Origin of the sequence: Nocardia sp. NPDC058114, assembly GCF_042884695.1 — a bacterium.
In the GTDB taxonomy this organism is placed as follows: Bacteria; Actinomycetota; Actinomycetes; order Mycobacteriales; family Mycobacteriaceae; genus Nocardia.
This window is the reverse complement of sequence record NZ_JBHVTK010000009.1, coordinates 182254-197652: the sequence shown is the minus strand read 5'-3', so window position 1 is coordinate 197652 and position 15399 is coordinate 182254. Positions and strand designations below refer to the sequence as shown.

The following is a 15399-nucleotide window of genomic DNA, read 5'->3' as shown; positions in this document are numbered from 1 at the left end:
CCTCTTCCCTCCCTCCGGGCACTCCTTAGTCGCACCCTCCGCTCAGTCCAGAGGCGGAGGCGCGCCGAGAACGCCGGGCCGACGACACGGTGCCGGGGTCGGTGCGTGGCTCGGTGTCGGCGGTAGCGTTCCGATATGGCCGAGCAAGGTGGAGACAGCAAGATCGCGATCCTCGCCGCACTCGGGGCGAACGCGGGGATCATGGTCGCGAAGTTCCTCGGCGCGTTCATCACCGGCTCGTCGGCGATGCTGGCCGAGGCGGTGCACTCGGTGGCCGATACCGGGAACGAGGCGCTGCTGCTGGTCGGCCGCAATCGGGCCGACCAGCCCGCGGATACGCTGCACCCCTTCGGGTATTCGCGCAATCGGTATTTCTATTCGTTCGTCGTCGCGCTCGTCCTGTTCGTGATGGGGTCGCTGTTCGCGATCAACGAGGCGATCCACAAGATCCGGTTCCCGGAGCAGATCGTGTCGGCCTGGGTGGCGATCGGGATCCTCGGGGTGTCGCTGGTGCTGGAGAGCGCCAGTTTCCGTACCGCGCGCAAGCAGTCGGCGCCGCTGAAGGGCAAGAATTCGTGGTGGTATTTCATCCGCCACACCCGCAATCCCGAACTGCCCGTGGTGCTGCTCGAGGACGCGGGCGCGATCATCGGCCTGCTGTTCGCCCTGACCGGGGTGAGTCTGTCGGTGCTCACCGGCAACGCGGTGTGGGACGGTGTCGGCACGCTGTTCATCGGCATCCTGCTCGGCGTGAACGCGGTGATCCTGATCGTGGAGACCAAGAGTCTGCTGATCGGTGAGGGCGCGACGGCCAAGGACGACACCGCGATTCGGTCGGCGCTGCTGGCCGATCCGCGGATCGAGCGCGTGATCCGGATGCAGACCCAGTACCTCGGGCCCCAGGATCTGCTGATCAACGCCAAGATCGCGCTACACGCGGGCCTCGACATCACCCAGGTCGCCGAGGTGATCGATGCCGCGGACGACCGCATTCACGCCGCAGTGCCGAATACGTGCACGATCTACCTCGAGCCCGATGTGTTCGAGCCCGACAAGATCCACGACGCACCGATGAAGCCCTACCGGTAGGCGGGCGCCTCGCCGCGCAACAGGTCGAGCGGGTCGGTGACGATGCCGAATCGGTTGCGCAGCATGTGATGCGCCGCGTGCAGGCCCGGCATCCCATGGACACCGGGACCCGGTGGAGTCGATGACGAGCACAGGTAGGTGCCCGGAATCGGGGTGGAGTAAGGATTCCAGCGAGCGAGCGGCCGGAACAGGGTCTGACGCGTGGTCATCGCCCCTGCCGAGATGTCGCCGCCGATGTAGTTGGCGTTGTGCGCGGGCATGAAGGCCGCCGGTGTCACGTGTTTCGCCAGGATCAGGTCGCGGAAACCGGGTGCGAAACGTTCGACCTGGTCGATCACCTGATCGCTGATATCGCGATCGGTGCCGTTGGGGACGTGGGCGTAGGTATAGAGGGTGTGCTGCCCCTCCGGCGCCCGGGTGGGGTCGACCACGCCGGGCTGAATGGCCAGTACGAAGGGCTGATCGGCGAAAGTGCCGGTGGCGACCTGGTGTTCGGCGTGCATCGCCTGCGCCCTGGTGCCGACCAGGTGCAGGGTGCCCGCCAGGTCGGCGCCGGGGGCGGCCCACGGCACCGGTCCCGACAGGGCGAAGTCGACCTTGCACGCGGCATTGCCGTACTGGAAACGCCCGAGGCTGTTGCGGTATCGCGAGGGCAGACGGTCACCGGCGACGCGAAGGAGTTCGGCGGGCGAGGTATCGAACAGCACCGTGCGCGCGGTGGCGAGTTCGGCGAAATCGTCGACCCGGTGCCCGGTGCGCACCTCGCCACCGAGACGTTCGATCTCGGCGATCATCGCGTTCGGGATGGCTTGACTGCCACCGCGCGGGATCACCCAGCCACCCGCGTGCGCGAGAGTGCCGAGCAGCAGGGCCGCGCCCACGGCGGGAAAGGCGCGCGGTGAGGTGATGGCGTGGGCGGCCACCCCGCTGAACATCGCGGGCGCGACGTCACCGCTGAAACGGCTGTCCGACAGCGGGGACGCCTGTTCGAGCAGGCGGGTCGCGAACTTGATGCCGGTGCCGACGCGCAGTGGCGGGTGCCGCAGATCCGACATGGCCAGGTCGACGACATCGGGCCAGTGCTCGACCAGCGGCGCGAACAGGTCGCGCCATGGCCGACCGTCACGGCCGAGGTCGGCGACGGTGGATTCGATGTTGCGCCACGCCAATCCGGCGATCCCGCCGTCGAGGGGGTGCGCGTAGGAGACAGTCGGGGTGAGCAGGTCGACGCCGTGCGCCTCGAGGTCGAAAGCACGAAAGAACGGTGATGCCAATGCCATCGGATGCGCGCCCGCACAGATGTCGTGATGGAATCCGGGCAGGGTCAGCTCGGCCGTGCGCGAACCGCCGCCCGCCTGCTCCTGCGCTTCGAGGACTCGCACCGACAACCCGGCGCGAGCGGCGATCACAGCCGCGGCAAGACCGTTCGGCCCCGACCCCACTACTACGACTTCCGCCATCCGCCGTCCCTTCACCCTCGCCCCGCTCTGCCAACCTGCGTCGTTGCCTCCAACCTACGCGGAGCGACGAGCCCGTCCAGGTGCGCTGGGTCACCCAGTCGGTTCGACGCGCCGTCGCCTCGCTCAGGCCGGATCGGCTGTCGCCTCGCTGGTCCCGTCGACCAGCAGGGTGAGGCGTCGTTCCCGGAGTTCGGGGCGTAGCCGTCCACCTCGGTCGAGGGTGGCCAGGCCGTGCAGTGAGGCCCAGGCCACTTCCGTGCGGGCACCGAGATCGTCGCCCTCCGCATACGGGGAGAACATCGCTTCCAGGCCCGCGAAGGCGTCGCGCAGGGGCTGCGGGGCGTCGAGGCCGAAGTTGAGGTCGGTCTTCTGCTGGAAGATGGCGTCGTAGCGGGCCGGGTTGGCGGTGGCGAAGTCGAGGTAGGCGCGCGCGACGTTGGCGATCACCTCGGAATGGGTGGTCGCCGCCTCGCGGGCCTGCTTCAATTGCTCGGCGAGCTCGACGCAGCCCTGCAGGGCGACGGCGCCCACGATGGCCGCCTTGTTCGCGAAATGGCTGTAGAGCACGGGCTGGCTGTATTCGATGCGGTCGGCCAGTTTGCGGATGGTGACCGCGTCCCAGCCTTCCGCTTCGGCCATCTCGCGCGCGGTGTCGATGATCCGCTGATGCCGTTCGGCGCGTTCGCGTTCCTTGCGCTGCTGAGTGCTCATGCTCGATATTCTAGCAACGCTAGACAAGATAGCGAGGATCAGGTTATTGTTCTCTCAACACCTAGCGCCGCTAGATTTCAGAGCAAGCAATAAGATTCAGGAGCACCTCATGACCACCTCGCGCATCGCCACCGCTCTCGCCCTGCTCGGCGGCCTGTTCATCATCTACGTCGGCATCAACTACCTCATCGCCCCGGAGATCACGGCCGCGGGCTTCGGCCTCCCCGCCGTACCCGAGGGCGACGCGGTGGCCTTCCTGAACCTCAAGGGCGTCCGCGACGTGGTGAGCGGCCTGGTGATCCTCGGCTTGCTGGCCACCAAACAGCGCTTCGCGCTCGGCGTCGCGATGCTGGCGACCTCGCTCACCCCGTTCGGCGACATGGCCACCGTCCTGAGCTGGCACGGCTCCACCGCCACCGCGTTCGGCGTCCACGGCTTCACCGCCGTACTCGTCGCGCTTGCCGGCGTACTGCTGATCCGCGAACGCCGCTCGACCACCACCGATCGCGCACTCGTCGCGGCATGACCCCGGCAGCGATGAATTCCGCACCGCCGCACCGTCACCACCGATAACGATCACCTGTCGAGGAGGAACCACCATGGCGAACGCGCCGCACGGCCCCGCGTCCTACTTTCCCACCATCGAGACCAAGTACGGACGCACCGTCGACGAGTGGTTCGCCCTGCTCGACGCGGCCGAGCCGACCGGGCACACCGCTCTGGTCACCTGGCTGAAGTCCGAGCACGGCCTCGGCCACGGTCATGCCACCGCCCTGGTGCAGTTCCACCTCAACCCCGGCAAGTGGTCCAGAATCTAGCCGGTCCAGGAACTGAACGATCCGACACCGCCGAAAGGCCCCGCGATCTCGTCGCGGGGCCTTTCGGCTGTCTTACTGCGCGTCGACCACCTGGGCCGGAACAGGTTTCGTGATGTCGACGCGATGGTCGTCGACGTGGTTGTCGAGGTGGTCGTCGACCATCGTCTCCTCGTCGAAGGGCAGCTCACGATCGAGCACGCGCCGGGTCCGGTCGGCGTCGACGGTCTTGGTCCAGGTGCCGATGAGCAGGGTGGCCACCGCGTTGCCCGAGAAGTTGGTCAGCGCACGGGCTTCCGACATGAAACGGTCGATGCCGACGATCAGGCCGACGCCGTCGAGCAGGTCGGGGCGATGGCTCTGCAGGCCACCGGCGAGGGTGGCCAGGCCGGCGCCGGTGACGCCCGCGGCGCCCTTGGACGCGATGATCATGAACAGCAGCAGGCCGAACTGCTCACCGAGCTCGAGCGGCTTACCCATGGCATCGGCGATGAAGATCGAGGCCATCGTCAGGTAGATGGCGGTGCCGTCGAGGTTGAACGAATACCCGGTCGGGACCACAACACCCACGGTGGTGCGCTCGACCCCCGCGTGTTCCATCTTCGCGATCAGGCGCGGCAGCGCCGACTCCGACGACGAGGTCGCCACGATCAGCAGGTACTCACGCGACAGGTAGCGGCACAGCTTCAGGATCGAGACGCCCGAGACCATCCGCAGGATCACGCCGAGCACACCGAACACGAACACCAGGCACGTCAGATAGAACGCGATCATCAGCGTCGCCAGCTGCACCACCGCCGACCAGCCGGTGCGGCCGACCACGTTCGCGATCGCGCCGAACGCGCCGATCGGCGCCAGCCACAGGATCATCGACAGGATCCGGAACACCAGCTTCTGGCCCAGCGAAACCGCGCGCAGGATCGGCGCGCCCGCCGCGCCCATCGCCTGCACGGCGAACCCGACCAGCAGCGCGACGAACAGCGCCTGCAGCACGCTGCCCGCGGTGAGCGAGGACACGAGCGTGGTCGGCACGATGTTCTGGATGAAGTCCCAGGTACCGCCCGCGCTGTGCGCCTGATCGGCGTATTTCGCGCCCGCTCCGGTGGCGCCGACGTTCAGGCCCTCGCCCGGGTCGATGAGGTTGCCGACCACGAGCCCGATGCCGAGCGCGACCGTCGACATCGCGAGGAAATAGCCGATGGCCAGCCCACCCACCTTGCCGACGGTGGCAGCCGCGCGCACCGAACCGATGCCCAGGACGATCGTGCAGAAGATGACAGGTGCGATCATCATCTTGATCAGGTTCACGAACACGGTGCCCAGCGGCGCGAGTGACTGACCGAATTCCGGGGCCACCCGGCCGACAACGACGCCGGCCACGACGGCGATGATCACCGCGATGTACAGCCAGTGGGTATGGTCGCGTTTCCGCGCTGCGGTGGTATCACTCATGCCGACGAGCATGAGCAACTATTGTGACGGCCGTCACTTTGGTCCATAAGTTTCATATCTGCGCATAACGTTCGAGAAATCCAGGTCGGAGGCAAGAGGTGCGACGAGGACGACTGTCGCTCGCGGGACAGGCCTTCGTATGGCAGCTGGTGGTGCTGGCGCTGCTCATAGCCATCGGCACGATCCTGGCCGTGCTCGATGCCCGGCGCGACCATGACCTGGCCGCGGAGATGCAGGTCAGAGATGTCTCGGTCACGGTGGCGCGGTCGCCGTCGACCTTGGCCGCGGTGAACTCGCCCTACCCGAGCGGACTGCTGCAACCGACCACCGAGCGGATCAGAGCGGCCACCGGCATGGACTTCATCGTCGTGATGGCCCCCGACCGCACCCGCTACACCCACACCAACCCCGACCTGATCGGCAAGCCGTTCGTCGGCAGCATCGACGGCGCCCTGGCGGGCCAGACCCTCACCGAGACCTTCACCGGCACCCTCGGCCCCTCGATCCGCGCGGTCACCCCGGTCTACGACAACGGCCGGGTGGTCGCGCTGGTCTCGGCCGGTGTCACCCGAGCCAAGATCAGCACCCAGGTCGCCTCCCAGCTGCCACTGATCCTCGGCGTCGCCGCGATGGGTCTCGCGCTGGCCGCGCTGTCGTCGTTCCTGATCAGCCGCAGGCTGCGCCGCCAGACCCACGGTCTGGCCCCGGACGAACTACGCGCGCTCTACGAGCACCACGACGCGGTACTGCACTCCGTCCACGAGGGACTGGTGGTGTTCGGTGACCAATCCGAGGCCGCGGAGGTGGTCAACGATCAGGCGCGCACGCTGCTCGACCTGCCCGACGGTCCAGTCCTGCGCAGCGACCTGCCGGTCTCGCTGCAGCAGATGAGCGGGGGCGTGGTGCGCGACGAGACGCACGTGACCACCGACCGCATCCTGCTGGTGAACCAGGACCTGGTGAGTTGGGAGGGCCGCGATATCGGCACCGTGCTCACCATCCGCGATCAGACCGAGCTGCGCACGGTGCTCGGCGAACTCGACTCGGTGCGCGGCTTCGCCGAATCGCTGCGCGCACAGGCGCACGAGGCGGCCAACCGGCTGCACACCGTGGTGACGATGGTCGAGCTGGGCCGCCCCGAGGAAGCGGTGGCCTTCGCGACCGCGGAACTCCAGCTCTCGCAGGTGCTGATCGACCGGCTGCTGGCCGCCGTCGGCGACGCGGCGCTGGCCGCGCTGCTGCTCGGCAAGGTCGACCAGGCCGCCGAACGTGGCGTGAGCCTGGCGATCAGCGAGGACACCGCGCTGGACTCCACCGATCCACTGTCCGCGCACGAGACCGTCACCCTGGCGGGCAACCTGATCGACAACGCGATCGACGCGGCGGCGGGCACCGTCGACAAGCGCGTCGAGGTGTCGGTGTGCCATCGTGACGGCGCGCTGTGGGTCCAGGTGTCCGACAGCGGACCCGGCATGTCGGCCCAGATGTTCTCGCGAGCCGCCGAACGCGGCTACACCACGAAATCCGACCACGCGGGCCTCGGCCTCGCGCTGGTGCACCGCCTCGTCGATCGACATCGCGGCACCATCACCACCACGGCCGCACCACACAGCGCGGTCATCGTTCGCATTCCGCTGAGGGAGACACCATGATCCGCGTCCTGATCGTCGAGGACGAGCCGTTGATCGCCCAGGCACATCGGGCCTATCTCGAACGGCTCGACGGTTTCGTCACCGGTGGGGTCGTCCACACCGGACGCGACGCGCTGCGGGTGGCGGCCGAGGCGATCGCCGACGGCAATCCGTTCCATCTGGTGCTGATGGACATCGGCCTACCCGACATCAGCGGCCTCGATGTGGCCGCCGCGCTCAACGGACTCCAGCCGCGCCCCGATGTCATCGCGATCACCTCGGCGCGCGAGCTGAACATGGTGCGCAGCGCGGTGGCGCACGGCGTGGTGCTGTACCTGCTCAAGCCGTTCACCTTCGCCGCGTTCCGGGAAAAGCTGGAACGCTACCGCGGTTTCGACACCGCGCTGCCCGCGGGTGAGGCGGCCCTGTCGCAGTACGACATCGACCGCGCGCTCGGTGCGCTGCGCACCGCCGACCAGAAGGCCGGTGCGCCGAAAGGCGTTGTCCAGCACACCCTCGAAGAGGTGTCGCGCGCGGTACGCGCGGCCGAATCCGGCATCACGGCCACCGATGCTGCAGCGGCCGTTGGTGTTTCGCGGATCACGGCATGGCGGTATCTCGAGAAGCTCGCCGACGACGGATTGGCCGAGCGTCGCGCCGATTACGGCCGGGCCGGCCGGCCGAAGACCCGCTACCGCTGGCGTACGAGCTCATAGCCGCGCACCCGAGCTCGGCCCGGTGCGGGCAAGCGCGAAAGTCCGGCCGACGACCGGTGAGCACCGGACTCAGGCCGGACGGGACGCCCCCGCCAGGTCATCGGGGGCCGAGATGCGCGCGACCGGACCCAGGTCGACCGGCATGTGCTCGAAACCGTGCAGCGTGAACAGGTTTCGACGGACCGGCTCGCCGCGCAAACGCAGATTCGGGTAGCGGGTGTAGAGCGCGCGCAGGGCGTGGACCGCTTCCATCCTGGCCAGGCTCGCACCCAGGCAGGAGTGCACGCCGCTACTGAACGCCAAGTGCTCCTTGGCATTACGGCGGTCGATGTCGAAGCGGTGCGGGTCGGGGAAGACCGCCGGGTCGCGGTTGGCCCCGGCCAGCGACAGGATCACCGTACTGTTCGCCCGCACTCGCACACCATCGATCTCGACATCCTCGAGCGTCTGGCGCGCGGTGGTCTGGACGGGAGGATCGAACCGCAGCGTTTCCTCCACCACGTCGGGCCAGCGTTCGGGATCGTCCTGGGCGAGGGCGAGCTGATCGGGATGGGCCGACAGCGCGGCGACCGCGTTGCCGATCAGGTTCACCGTCGTCTCGAAACCGGCGCCCATCAGCAGACTCGCGCCCGCCTGTAGTTCCCGCAGACTCAGATCACCCGAGCGGACCAGGGTGGACAGGATGTCCTCGCCCGGTGCGCGACGCAACGTGGCGATGTGGTCGGCCAGGTAGTCGTCCATGGTCTCGATCGCGGTCATCGCGGCTCGATAGGTTCGCCATGAGGTGCCGAGATCGAGCAACGGGGTCACTTTGTCGCCCCAGCGCAGAAACATCTCGCGGTCCGCGGGCGGGAAGCCGAGCATGTCGGCGATGATCGCGATCGGCACCCTGGCCGCGAAATCGGTGATCAGGTCGACCGAGCCGTTCGCGGGCATCGCCGCGAGCAGTTCGGCGGTGACCACCTCCACGCGCTCGCGCAGCCGAGCGATAGCGCGCGGGGTGAACGCCGACGCCACCGGCTTGCGCATCCGGGTGTGCTCCGGCGGGTCGAGGACCAGCATCGACGGCGGCTCGACCGGGTTGGGCGGCACCGTGACCACCCCGGCGAGCTTGCGCCACGCGGCGGGCAGATCCGCGTTGAGGGCAGGGCGCACACCGAATTCAGGGGCACGCAGAATCGCTCGGACCTGCGCGTGATCGAACGTGGCATAGGACACCGACGTCTTGATCAATCCGCCGCGACCACGCAGTTCATCGATCAGCGGATACGGATCGTGCAGGCCCCGCTGACCGCTGAGCAACGTCGAGAACGGATCGCCGCGACGCGCCTGCCAGCGAAGAATCGCGCGCGGCGCCCCGTGTTCGGCCGACCATCGAACCCAGTATTTCGCAATCATCGCCACCCCTGCCACTCTGCCGAAGTCTTGCTTCCACAGTACGGACGGGGTGTGACACGCGACACGTCCCCCAGGTGGACCCGAACCTATACCTGGGTAGGAGTCAGCGCCGGACGGTCACCTTCTCGGTGACGACCCGATGTTCGACACCGGCGGGATCGGGATTGACGACCTGCACCAGCGAGGCGCCGGCGAACAACACCGCGACGAAGCCGTCGATCAGCTCCTCCACCGTCTCCCACGGCGTACTCGACAGCACTCGGTCGCCAGCGGAAAAATCTTGCAGCGCAGCAGATTTCCGGGCCATCGTCAGCACTTCCGGCACCGAGAGGCCGTCGAGCGCGGCCCGAAATCCACCGGGCAGGAACTGATCGCCGTGCACGCGCACCGCGGTCGCGAAGTCGGTGACTCCGACCGGCAGGTCGCGCACCGGCGTCCCCATGGCGTCCAGCGACAGCACCGCCACCTCGTCGACACCGTCGGCGTCGTCGAGTCGGTCGGGCGTGACCAGCGCGAGGTCGGCGTCGGGATCGGGCGTGAGCACCACCTCGGTGCCGGCCCACCAGCAACCGAGCAGCACCGCGGCGGTCTGCCAGTGCGCGGGCAACAGCACCGCGACCCTGGCGCCCGGGGTGAGCGCGAATTCGTCGCGGATCAGGTTCGCGGTCTTGGCTGCCCAGTTGGCCAGCGTCAGCCCGGACAGTTCGATCCGCGCACCGGTGGCGTCGTCGTACCAGGTGACGCGCGGTCCGGCGGGATCACGTTCGAGAATGGGGTCGAGGAGGGCGTCGGTCAGGGTCGAATTCGGCTCACGCATGGGTCAATTCACACATTTCGGTCCGTTCTGGCCTGCGTCGATCGGCGGGGCGGGCGGTATCGGTGTCGCGGTCGCCGAGGATGTCGCGTCGAGATCGAACATGCCTGCCGCGGCCGAGCCGGGACCAGAATAGTCGCTCGCCAACACCACGCTCACTGTATCCGCCGACACCGTCTTGTCGGCGACCACCGTCAAGCCACCCAGCGCCTGCGCGACCGCCGCCGCCTTCGGGTCGTCGGCGTCGGCGGCCAGCACGCGGCTCGAGCTCACGCTGCCGTCGGTGTAGTTGCCGACCGTGCCTTCCCGGAATCCCTTGCCCGTCAGGGCAGTGGACACCTTGCCCGCGAGTCCGGTGGCGCCGCCCGCGTTGAGCACGTTCACCGTGACGGTCGAGGTATCGATCTTCGGAGCGGTGTCTTCCTCTTCCTTCTTCTCCTCCCCCACCAGACCCGCGACGAACCTCTGCACCGTCTTCGGGTCGACCTTCACCACCGACTCTCCGGCCGAGGTCATGCTGTTGAGATCGGAGACGGGAATGGTCTCGAATTCCACCTTGCCGCCGGACAGATCCTTGAGCTGCTGCAGGAAGGCCAGCACGTCCCAGTCGTCGTCGAGCACGACGGTGCGCCCGACCGCCTCGCTGATCTCGCTGAGCTTGCCCGGATTGGCCAGGGTCTTGGCGTTGAGCAGCTGGCCGACCAATTGCGCCATGAACACCTGCTGACGCACGATCCGGTCGATGTCACCGCGTTCGAGATCGTGGCGCTGGCGCACGAAACTCAATGCCTCCTGACCGTCCAGCCGCTGACGCCCGGCCGGGAAGTCCGCGCCCGACATCGGTTCGTCCACCGCCTGGTTCAGGCACACCTCGACACCGCCCACCGAGTCGGTGAGCAGCACGAAGCCGAGCAGGCTCACCTCGGCGTAGTGATCGACGGTGATGCCGGTCAGGGTCGCGACCGATTTGATCAGCGCCTGCCTGCCCGCCTTGGTCGACTCACGCTCGGCCTCGGCCTCGGACTTGCCGTCGGCGAGCAGTTCGGCGCGTTCGGCCTCCTTGGTCGAGCCGTACGCGGAGTTGATCTTGGCCTTGCCCTGGCCGCCGACATCGACGTAGGAGTCGCGCGGGATGGAGATCGCGGTGGCCGAGCGGCCGTCGTTGGGCACGCGGATAAGCACGATGGTGTCGGTGTTGGTGCCCACCTCGTCGCCCGCGTGCAGCATCGCGCGTTCGGCGTTGGTGAGTGGGTTGCCGTGCGCATCGGTGCGGCTGTCGACGCCGACGAGCAGGATGTCGACAGCGCCGTCGCGCTCACCGCCGAGGCCGAGGCCGCCGATCCGGTCGATGTTGGCGATCAGGTTATCGACACTGCGCCAGGCGAATCCGGTGAGTGCCAGCACCAGCACCGCCGAAATCGCCACCATCAGTTTGGCCGGACCGAAGGTGCCCGCAGGCGCGCTGACCGGTCTTGTCGACTCTCGCACTCGTGCATCCTCTCGACGAACTCCGCGCCCGGCCCGCTCTTCCCCCGGCAAACTCCGCCTTTGTCGTTAACCCGGGCTCGTCCGAGGACACCGGCCATCACAGGCTAACCAACAGTTACCACACTCGGGCCCAACCGCACGTGCCCCGGCGTGCCAGACTGGCCGCGTGAACGTCGATTTCCCCGCCCCCGCTCACCTGATCGTAACCGGCGCACATGGTCTGCTGGGACGACAGATCCTGCGCCTGGCACCCGAGGCGCGCGGCTTCGGGCGGGCCGAACTCGACATCACCGACCGCGCCGCCGTCGACGCCGTCCTCACCCCGGGGGCCGTACTGATCAACTGCGCGGCCTACACCGCGGTCGACGCCGCCGAAACCGACGTCGACGCCGCCTTCGCCGCCAACGCGACCGGACCGGGCGTCCTGGCCGCCGCCTGCGCCGCGGCGGGCGCGCGGCTGATCCACGTGTCCACCGACTACGTCTTCCCCGGGACCGCGCGCACCCCGTACGAACCCGACGACCCCACCGGACCGGGCACCGTCTACGGCCGATCCAAGCTCGCCGGTGAGCAGGCGGTGCTCGCGCTGGGCGCCCAGGTCGTGCGCACCGCCTGGGTCTATTCCGGTGTCGAGGGGGATTTCGTCGCGACGATGCGCAGGCTGGAGGCCGAACGCGACACCGTCACCGTGGTGAACGACCAGCTCGGCTCTCCCACCAGCGCCGCCGATCTCGCCGCGGGCCTGCTCGAATTGAGCACCCGCCCCGACGCCCCCCGTGTGCTGCACGCCACCAATTCCGGCACCGCCACCTGGTTCGACCTCGCCGCGGCGGTCTTCACCGACCTGGGCGCCGACCCGAACCGGGTACTGCCGTGCGCCTCCAGCGAATTCCCCAGACCCGCACCGCGCCCGGCGTATTCGGTGCTGTCCCCCGCCGCCTGGAACGCGGCGGGCCTCACCCCGCTGCGCCCCTGGCGTATCGCACTCACCGACACACTGCGCCGGTTGTCCGACTAGGCTCCGCAGTCGTGAACGCAGCAGACGCAGCCGATTCTCCAGCCACCGCCGGCCTTGCCGTGGTCACGGTGACCTATTCACCGGGTGAGCACCTCGAGCACTTCATCACCACTCTCGCCGACGCGACCAGCGAGAAGCCGCAGGTGATCCTGGCCGACAACGGCTCGACCGACGGCGTCCCCGAACTCGTCGCCGAGGCCAACTCGCACGTGACGCTGCTGCACACCGGCGGCAATATCGGCTACGGCGGCGCCATCAACCGGGCCGTCGCCGAGATCGATCCGTCCATCGAATTCGTCATCCTGGCCAACCCGGACATCCGCTGGGGCGTCGACTCCATCGACAAGATGCTCGAAGCCGCCGCACGCTGGCCGCGGGCGGGCGCGATCGGGCCGATGGTTCGTGAGCCCGACGGCAGCATCTACCCGTCCGCACGCCGGGTCCCCGGCCTGGCCGATGGCGCCGGGCACGCGATCCTGGGCTCGGTCTGGCCGAAGAACCCCTGGTCGGTGCGCTACCGCCAGGAGAACGAGCAGATCTCCGAGCGGGTGGTCGGCTGGCTGTCCGGCTCCTGCCTGCTGGTGCGCCGCGCCGCCTTCGACACCATCGACGGTTTCGACTCGCGCTACTTCATGTACATGGAGGACGTGGACTTCGGTGACCGCATGGGCAAGGCCGGCTGGCACAATGTATTCGTCCCGGACGCCGAGGTGACCCACGCCAAGGGTCATGCCGCGGGCAAGCATCCCGAATTGATGCTGCCCGCCCACCACGCCAGCGCCTACCGCTTCCAGGCGGACCGGCATCCGCACTGGTGGCAGGCACCGTTGCGGGGCGCGTTGCGGGCCGGACTTGCGGTTCGCTCCAAGATTGCGGTTCGATCGGCGCTGCGTGAGCAAGCGCGAACCGGAGCCTGAGTAGGTACCGGTCCACTGTGAACAGGGGAAACTCGATGGCAGGCAATGCAGGCACCGACGCGGTCATCCTCGTCGGCGGACAGGGCACGCGGCTGCGTCCGCTCACCCTCTCGGCGCCCAAGCCCATGCTGCCGACGGCCGGGCTGCCGTTCTTGACCCACCTGCTGGCCAGGATCGCCGAAGCCGGGATCACCCACGTGGTGCTCGGTACGTCCTTCAAGGCCGAGGTCTTCGAAGAGCACTTCGGTGACGGCTCGGAGCTGGGCCTGGACCTGGAGTACGTGACCGAGACCGAACCGCTCGGCACCGGCGGCGGTATCCGCAATGTGCTGCCCAAGCTGCGCGCGGACAACGTGATGGTGTTCAACGGCGACGTTCTCGGCGGCACCGATCTCGGTGCGATCCTCGACACCCACGAGTCGACCAACGCCGACGTCACCCTGCACCTGGTCCGCGTCAGCGACCCGCGCGCCTTCGGTTGCGTGCCGACCGACGACGACGGCCGGGTCACCGCGTTCCTGGAGAAGACCCAGGATCCGCCGACCGACCAGATCAACGCGGGTTGCTACGTGTTCCGCCGCGAGTACATCGAGAAGATCCCCACGGGTCGCCCGGTCTCGGTGGAACGCGAGGTCTTCCCCGCGCTCCTGGCCGAGGGCGCCCGCGTCCAGGGCCACGTCGACGCCTCCTACTGGCGCGATATGGGCACCCCGGAGGACTTCGTGCGCGGCTCCGCGGACCTGGTCCGCGGCATCGCTCCCTCCCCCGCTCTGCCCGGCCAGCGTGGCGAGTCTCTTGTCCACCCCGGCGCGGGTGTGGCACCGGGCGCGCTGCTGATCGGCGGGACCGTGGTCGGGCGCGGCGCGGAAATCGGCGCGGGTGCGCGACTGGACGGCGCGGTGATCTTCGACGGCGCGGTGGTCGAGGCGGGCGCTACCGTCGAACGCTCGATCATCGGCTTCGGTGCCCGCATCGGCCCCCGCGCACTGGTTCGCGACGGTGTGATCGGTGACGGCGCCCATGTCGGCGCCCGCTGCGAGCTCCTGCGTGGCGCCCGGGTGTGGCCCGGCGTGGTCATCCCCGACGGCGGCATCCGCTTCTCCACCGACGTCTGATCCTCGCGACGCCGGGTCACCGCCGATTCCCTCGGCCGGCGACCCGGCGTTGTGCTGTTCACGCGAGCCCATACGCCTCACGGAAGACATTGCGCTCCCTGGCCCGGCGGCCCGGATGCTCGCGGCGCTCGGCCGGATGACCGACCGCCAGCAGCAGCGCGATCGCGAGATCGTCACGGTCGCCGATCCCGATCGTCTTCTTCACCTTCGCTTCGTCCCAGCCGTTCATCGGTGCGGTGGCCAGCCCCAGCTCGGTGGCCGCCAGCATCACGTAGGTCGCCGCGATCATGGCGTCCTTGACCGCGTATTCACGCAGTAGCCCGCGCCGCGCGAGATCGGTCTGGAACTCGTGTGACGCCGAGGCGAACATCTCGATGAACTCCTCGGTCCACGCGCCGTTGCCGCGAGCCTGGTCGTAGACGTCGCGATGGTCCGCGCGCCAGGACTCCGGTTCGGCGACGAACACCAGCATCAGTGGCGCCTCCCGCGATTGAGGCTGGTCACCGGTCGCCCAGGCCAGACCGGCCCGACCTGCCTCGCTCGTGATGGCGACGATGGCGCGATCCTGCAAGTTCCAGCTGGTGGGCGCCTCGATGGCGAGATCGAGCAGCACCTCGAGATCGGTCGTCGAAACCGGATCCGGGCGGTAGTGGCGGACGGTGCGTCGGGTGCGGATCGCTTCGGCGACCGACAGAGTTTTCGATGTCATGCACCCACTATCAGAGAGTCACTCTCCATTGGGAAGTAGGCACTAAATAGTGCGTTACTATCCCCC

General features: G+C 68.3%; 15 protein-coding genes. 8 read left to right on the top strand and 7 right to left on the bottom strand.

Annotation, left to right across the window (positions count from 1 at the left end):
• The first annotated feature begins 135 nt into the window (after positions 1 to 135).
• The gene (locus ACFVVI_RS28435; RefSeq protein WP_387447544.1) at positions 136 to 1089 is read left to right on the top strand and encodes a cation diffusion facilitator family transporter; all 954 of its coding nucleotides are present in this window, start codon (positions 136 to 138) and stop codon (positions 1087 to 1089) included.
• On the opposite strand, the gene ACFVVI_RS28430 is transcribed toward ACFVVI_RS28435, so the two are convergent.
• Both ACFVVI_RS28430 and ACFVVI_RS28425 read right to left on the bottom strand, forming a co-directional pair.
• Complete coding sequence (locus ACFVVI_RS28430; RefSeq protein WP_387447543.1) at positions 1080 to 2549, bottom strand: phytoene desaturase family protein; 1470 nt, start codon at positions 2547 to 2549, stop codon at positions 1080 to 1082. The two genes, ACFVVI_RS28435 and ACFVVI_RS28430, sit on opposite strands and share 10 nt — an antisense overlap.
• Before the next feature lie 123 nt (positions 2550 to 2672).
• On the bottom strand, positions 2673 to 3260 hold the full coding sequence (locus tag ACFVVI_RS28425) for a TetR/AcrR family transcriptional regulator (protein WP_378632549.1): 588 nt from the start codon (positions 3258 to 3260) through the stop codon (positions 2673 to 2675).
• A 109-nt stretch (positions 3261 to 3369) separates the two neighbouring features.
• Between ACFVVI_RS28425 and ACFVVI_RS28420 the strand changes: the two genes are divergently transcribed.
• Together ACFVVI_RS28420 and ACFVVI_RS28415 are read left to right on the top strand one after the other, a co-directional pair.
• On the top strand, positions 3370 to 3786 hold the full coding sequence (locus tag ACFVVI_RS28420) for a DUF4267 domain-containing protein (protein WP_387447542.1): 417 nt from the start codon (positions 3370 to 3372) through the stop codon (positions 3784 to 3786).
• A 73-nt stretch (positions 3787 to 3859) separates the two neighbouring features.
• A complete protein-coding gene (locus ACFVVI_RS28415; protein WP_378993511.1) occupies positions 3860 to 4078 on the top strand; it encodes a DUF4287 domain-containing protein in 219 nt (72 codons plus the stop codon).
• Positions 4079 to 4150: 72 nt separating this feature from the next.
• Here ACFVVI_RS28415 and ACFVVI_RS28410 read toward each other — a convergent pair whose 3' ends face one another.
• Positions 4151 to 5527, bottom strand: a complete 1377-nt coding sequence (locus ACFVVI_RS28410; RefSeq protein WP_387447541.1) for a cation:dicarboxylate symporter family transporter — start codon at positions 5525 to 5527, stop codon at positions 4151 to 4153.
• 98 nt (positions 5528 to 5625) lie between these two features.
• Here ACFVVI_RS28410 and ACFVVI_RS28405 point away from each other — a divergent pair, with 98 nt between their 5' ends.
• On the top strand, positions 5626 to 7179 hold the full coding sequence (locus tag ACFVVI_RS28405) for an ATP-binding protein (protein WP_378993509.1): 1554 nt from the start codon (positions 5626 to 5628) through the stop codon (positions 7177 to 7179).
• Positions 7176 to 7874, top strand: coding sequence for a response regulator (locus ACFVVI_RS28400; protein ID WP_378993508.1), 699 nt, complete (start codon positions 7176 to 7178; stop codon positions 7872 to 7874). The genes ACFVVI_RS28405 and ACFVVI_RS28400 overlap by 4 nt, the downstream gene beginning before the upstream one ends.
• A gap of 69 nt (positions 7875 to 7943) precedes the next feature.
• Here ACFVVI_RS28400 and ACFVVI_RS28395 read toward each other — a convergent pair whose 3' ends face one another.
• The 3 genes from ACFVVI_RS28395 to ACFVVI_RS28385 all read right to left on the bottom strand — a co-directional run bounded on the left by ACFVVI_RS28395 (position 7944) and on the right by ACFVVI_RS28385 (position 11514).
• On the bottom strand, positions 7944 to 9272 hold the full coding sequence (locus tag ACFVVI_RS28395; RefSeq protein ID WP_387447575.1) for a cytochrome P450: 1329 nt from the start codon (positions 9270 to 9272) through the stop codon (positions 7944 to 7946).
• A 103-nt stretch (positions 9273 to 9375) separates the two neighbouring features.
• Complete coding sequence (locus ACFVVI_RS28390) at positions 9376 to 10089, bottom strand: TIGR03089 family protein (protein ID WP_379317333.1); 714 nt, start codon at positions 10087 to 10089, stop codon at positions 9376 to 9378.
• Between the two features lie 3 nt (positions 10090 to 10092).
• Positions 10093 to 11514, bottom strand: coding sequence for an LCP family protein (locus tag ACFVVI_RS28385; RefSeq protein WP_387447574.1), 1422 nt, complete (start codon positions 11512 to 11514; stop codon positions 10093 to 10095).
• A gap of 226 nt (positions 11515 to 11740) precedes the next feature.
• Between ACFVVI_RS28385 and rfbD the strand changes: the two genes are divergently transcribed.
• From rfbD to ACFVVI_RS28370, 3 genes are read left to right on the top strand one after another with little or no spacing between them, the layout of a single operon-like run.
• Positions 11741 to 12592: a dTDP-4-dehydrorhamnose reductase gene (gene rfbD / locus ACFVVI_RS28380; protein ID WP_387447540.1), complete on the top strand. Its 852-nt coding sequence runs from the start codon at positions 11741 to 11743 to the stop codon at positions 12590 to 12592.
• A gap of 11 nt (positions 12593 to 12603) precedes the next feature.
• Positions 12604 to 13509: a glycosyltransferase family 2 protein gene (locus ACFVVI_RS28375; protein WP_379317961.1), complete on the top strand. Its 906-nt coding sequence runs from the start codon at positions 12604 to 12606 to the stop codon at positions 13507 to 13509.
• A gap of 35 nt (positions 13510 to 13544) precedes the next feature.
• Positions 13545 to 14624 (top strand): sugar phosphate nucleotidyltransferase, encoded by a 1080-nt coding sequence (locus ACFVVI_RS28370; protein ID WP_378993504.1) that lies wholly within the window; start codon positions 13545 to 13547, stop codon positions 14622 to 14624.
• Positions 14625 to 14682: 58 nt separating this feature from the next.
• Here the strand turns inward: ACFVVI_RS28370 and ACFVVI_RS28365 are convergent, their stop codons facing one another.
• Complete coding sequence (locus tag ACFVVI_RS28365; RefSeq protein WP_379317119.1) at positions 14683 to 15333, bottom strand: nitroreductase family protein; 651 nt, start codon at positions 15331 to 15333, stop codon at positions 14683 to 14685.
• Between the last annotated feature and the right edge of the window lie 66 nt (positions 15334 to 15399).

Coding starts and splice junctions, on each gene's coding strand:
- ACFVVI_RS28435 (WP_387447544.1), top strand. CDS start 136: ATGGCCGAGCAAGGTGGAGACAGCAAGATCGCGATCCTCGCCGCACTC.
- ACFVVI_RS28430 (WP_387447543.1), bottom strand. CDS start 2,549: ATGGCGGAAGTCGTAGTAGTGGGGTCGGGGCCGAACGGTCTTGCCGCG.
- ACFVVI_RS28425 (WP_378632549.1), bottom strand. CDS start 3,260: ATGAGCACTCAGCAGCGCAAGGAACGCGAACGCGCCGAACGGCATCAG.
- ACFVVI_RS28420 (WP_387447542.1), top strand. CDS start 3,370: ATGACCACCTCGCGCATCGCCACCGCTCTCGCCCTGCTCGGCGGCCTG.
- ACFVVI_RS28415 (WP_378993511.1), top strand. CDS start 3,860: ATGGCGAACGCGCCGCACGGCCCCGCGTCCTACTTTCCCACCATCGAG.
- ACFVVI_RS28410 (WP_387447541.1), bottom strand. CDS start 5,527: ATGAGTGATACCACCGCAGCGCGGAAACGCGACCATACCCACTGGCTG.
- ACFVVI_RS28400 (WP_378993508.1), top strand. CDS start 7,176: ATGATCCGCGTCCTGATCGTCGAGGACGAGCCGTTGATCGCCCAGGCA.
- ACFVVI_RS28395 (WP_387447575.1), bottom strand. CDS start 9,272: ATGATTGCGAAATACTGGGTTCGATGGTCGGCCGAACACGGGGCGCCG.
- ACFVVI_RS28390 (WP_379317333.1), bottom strand. CDS start 10,089: ATGCGTGAGCCGAATTCGACCCTGACCGACGCCCTCCTCGACCCCATT.
- ACFVVI_RS28385 (WP_387447574.1), bottom strand. CDS start 11,514: ATGGTGGCGATTTCGGCGGTGCTGGTGCTGGCACTCACCGGATTCGCC.
- ACFVVI_RS28370 (WP_378993504.1), top strand. CDS start 13,545: ATGGCAGGCAATGCAGGCACCGACGCGGTCATCCTCGTCGGCGGACAG.
- ACFVVI_RS28365 (WP_379317119.1), bottom strand. CDS start 15,333: ATGACATCGAAAACTCTGTCGGTCGCCGAAGCGATCCGCACCCGACGC.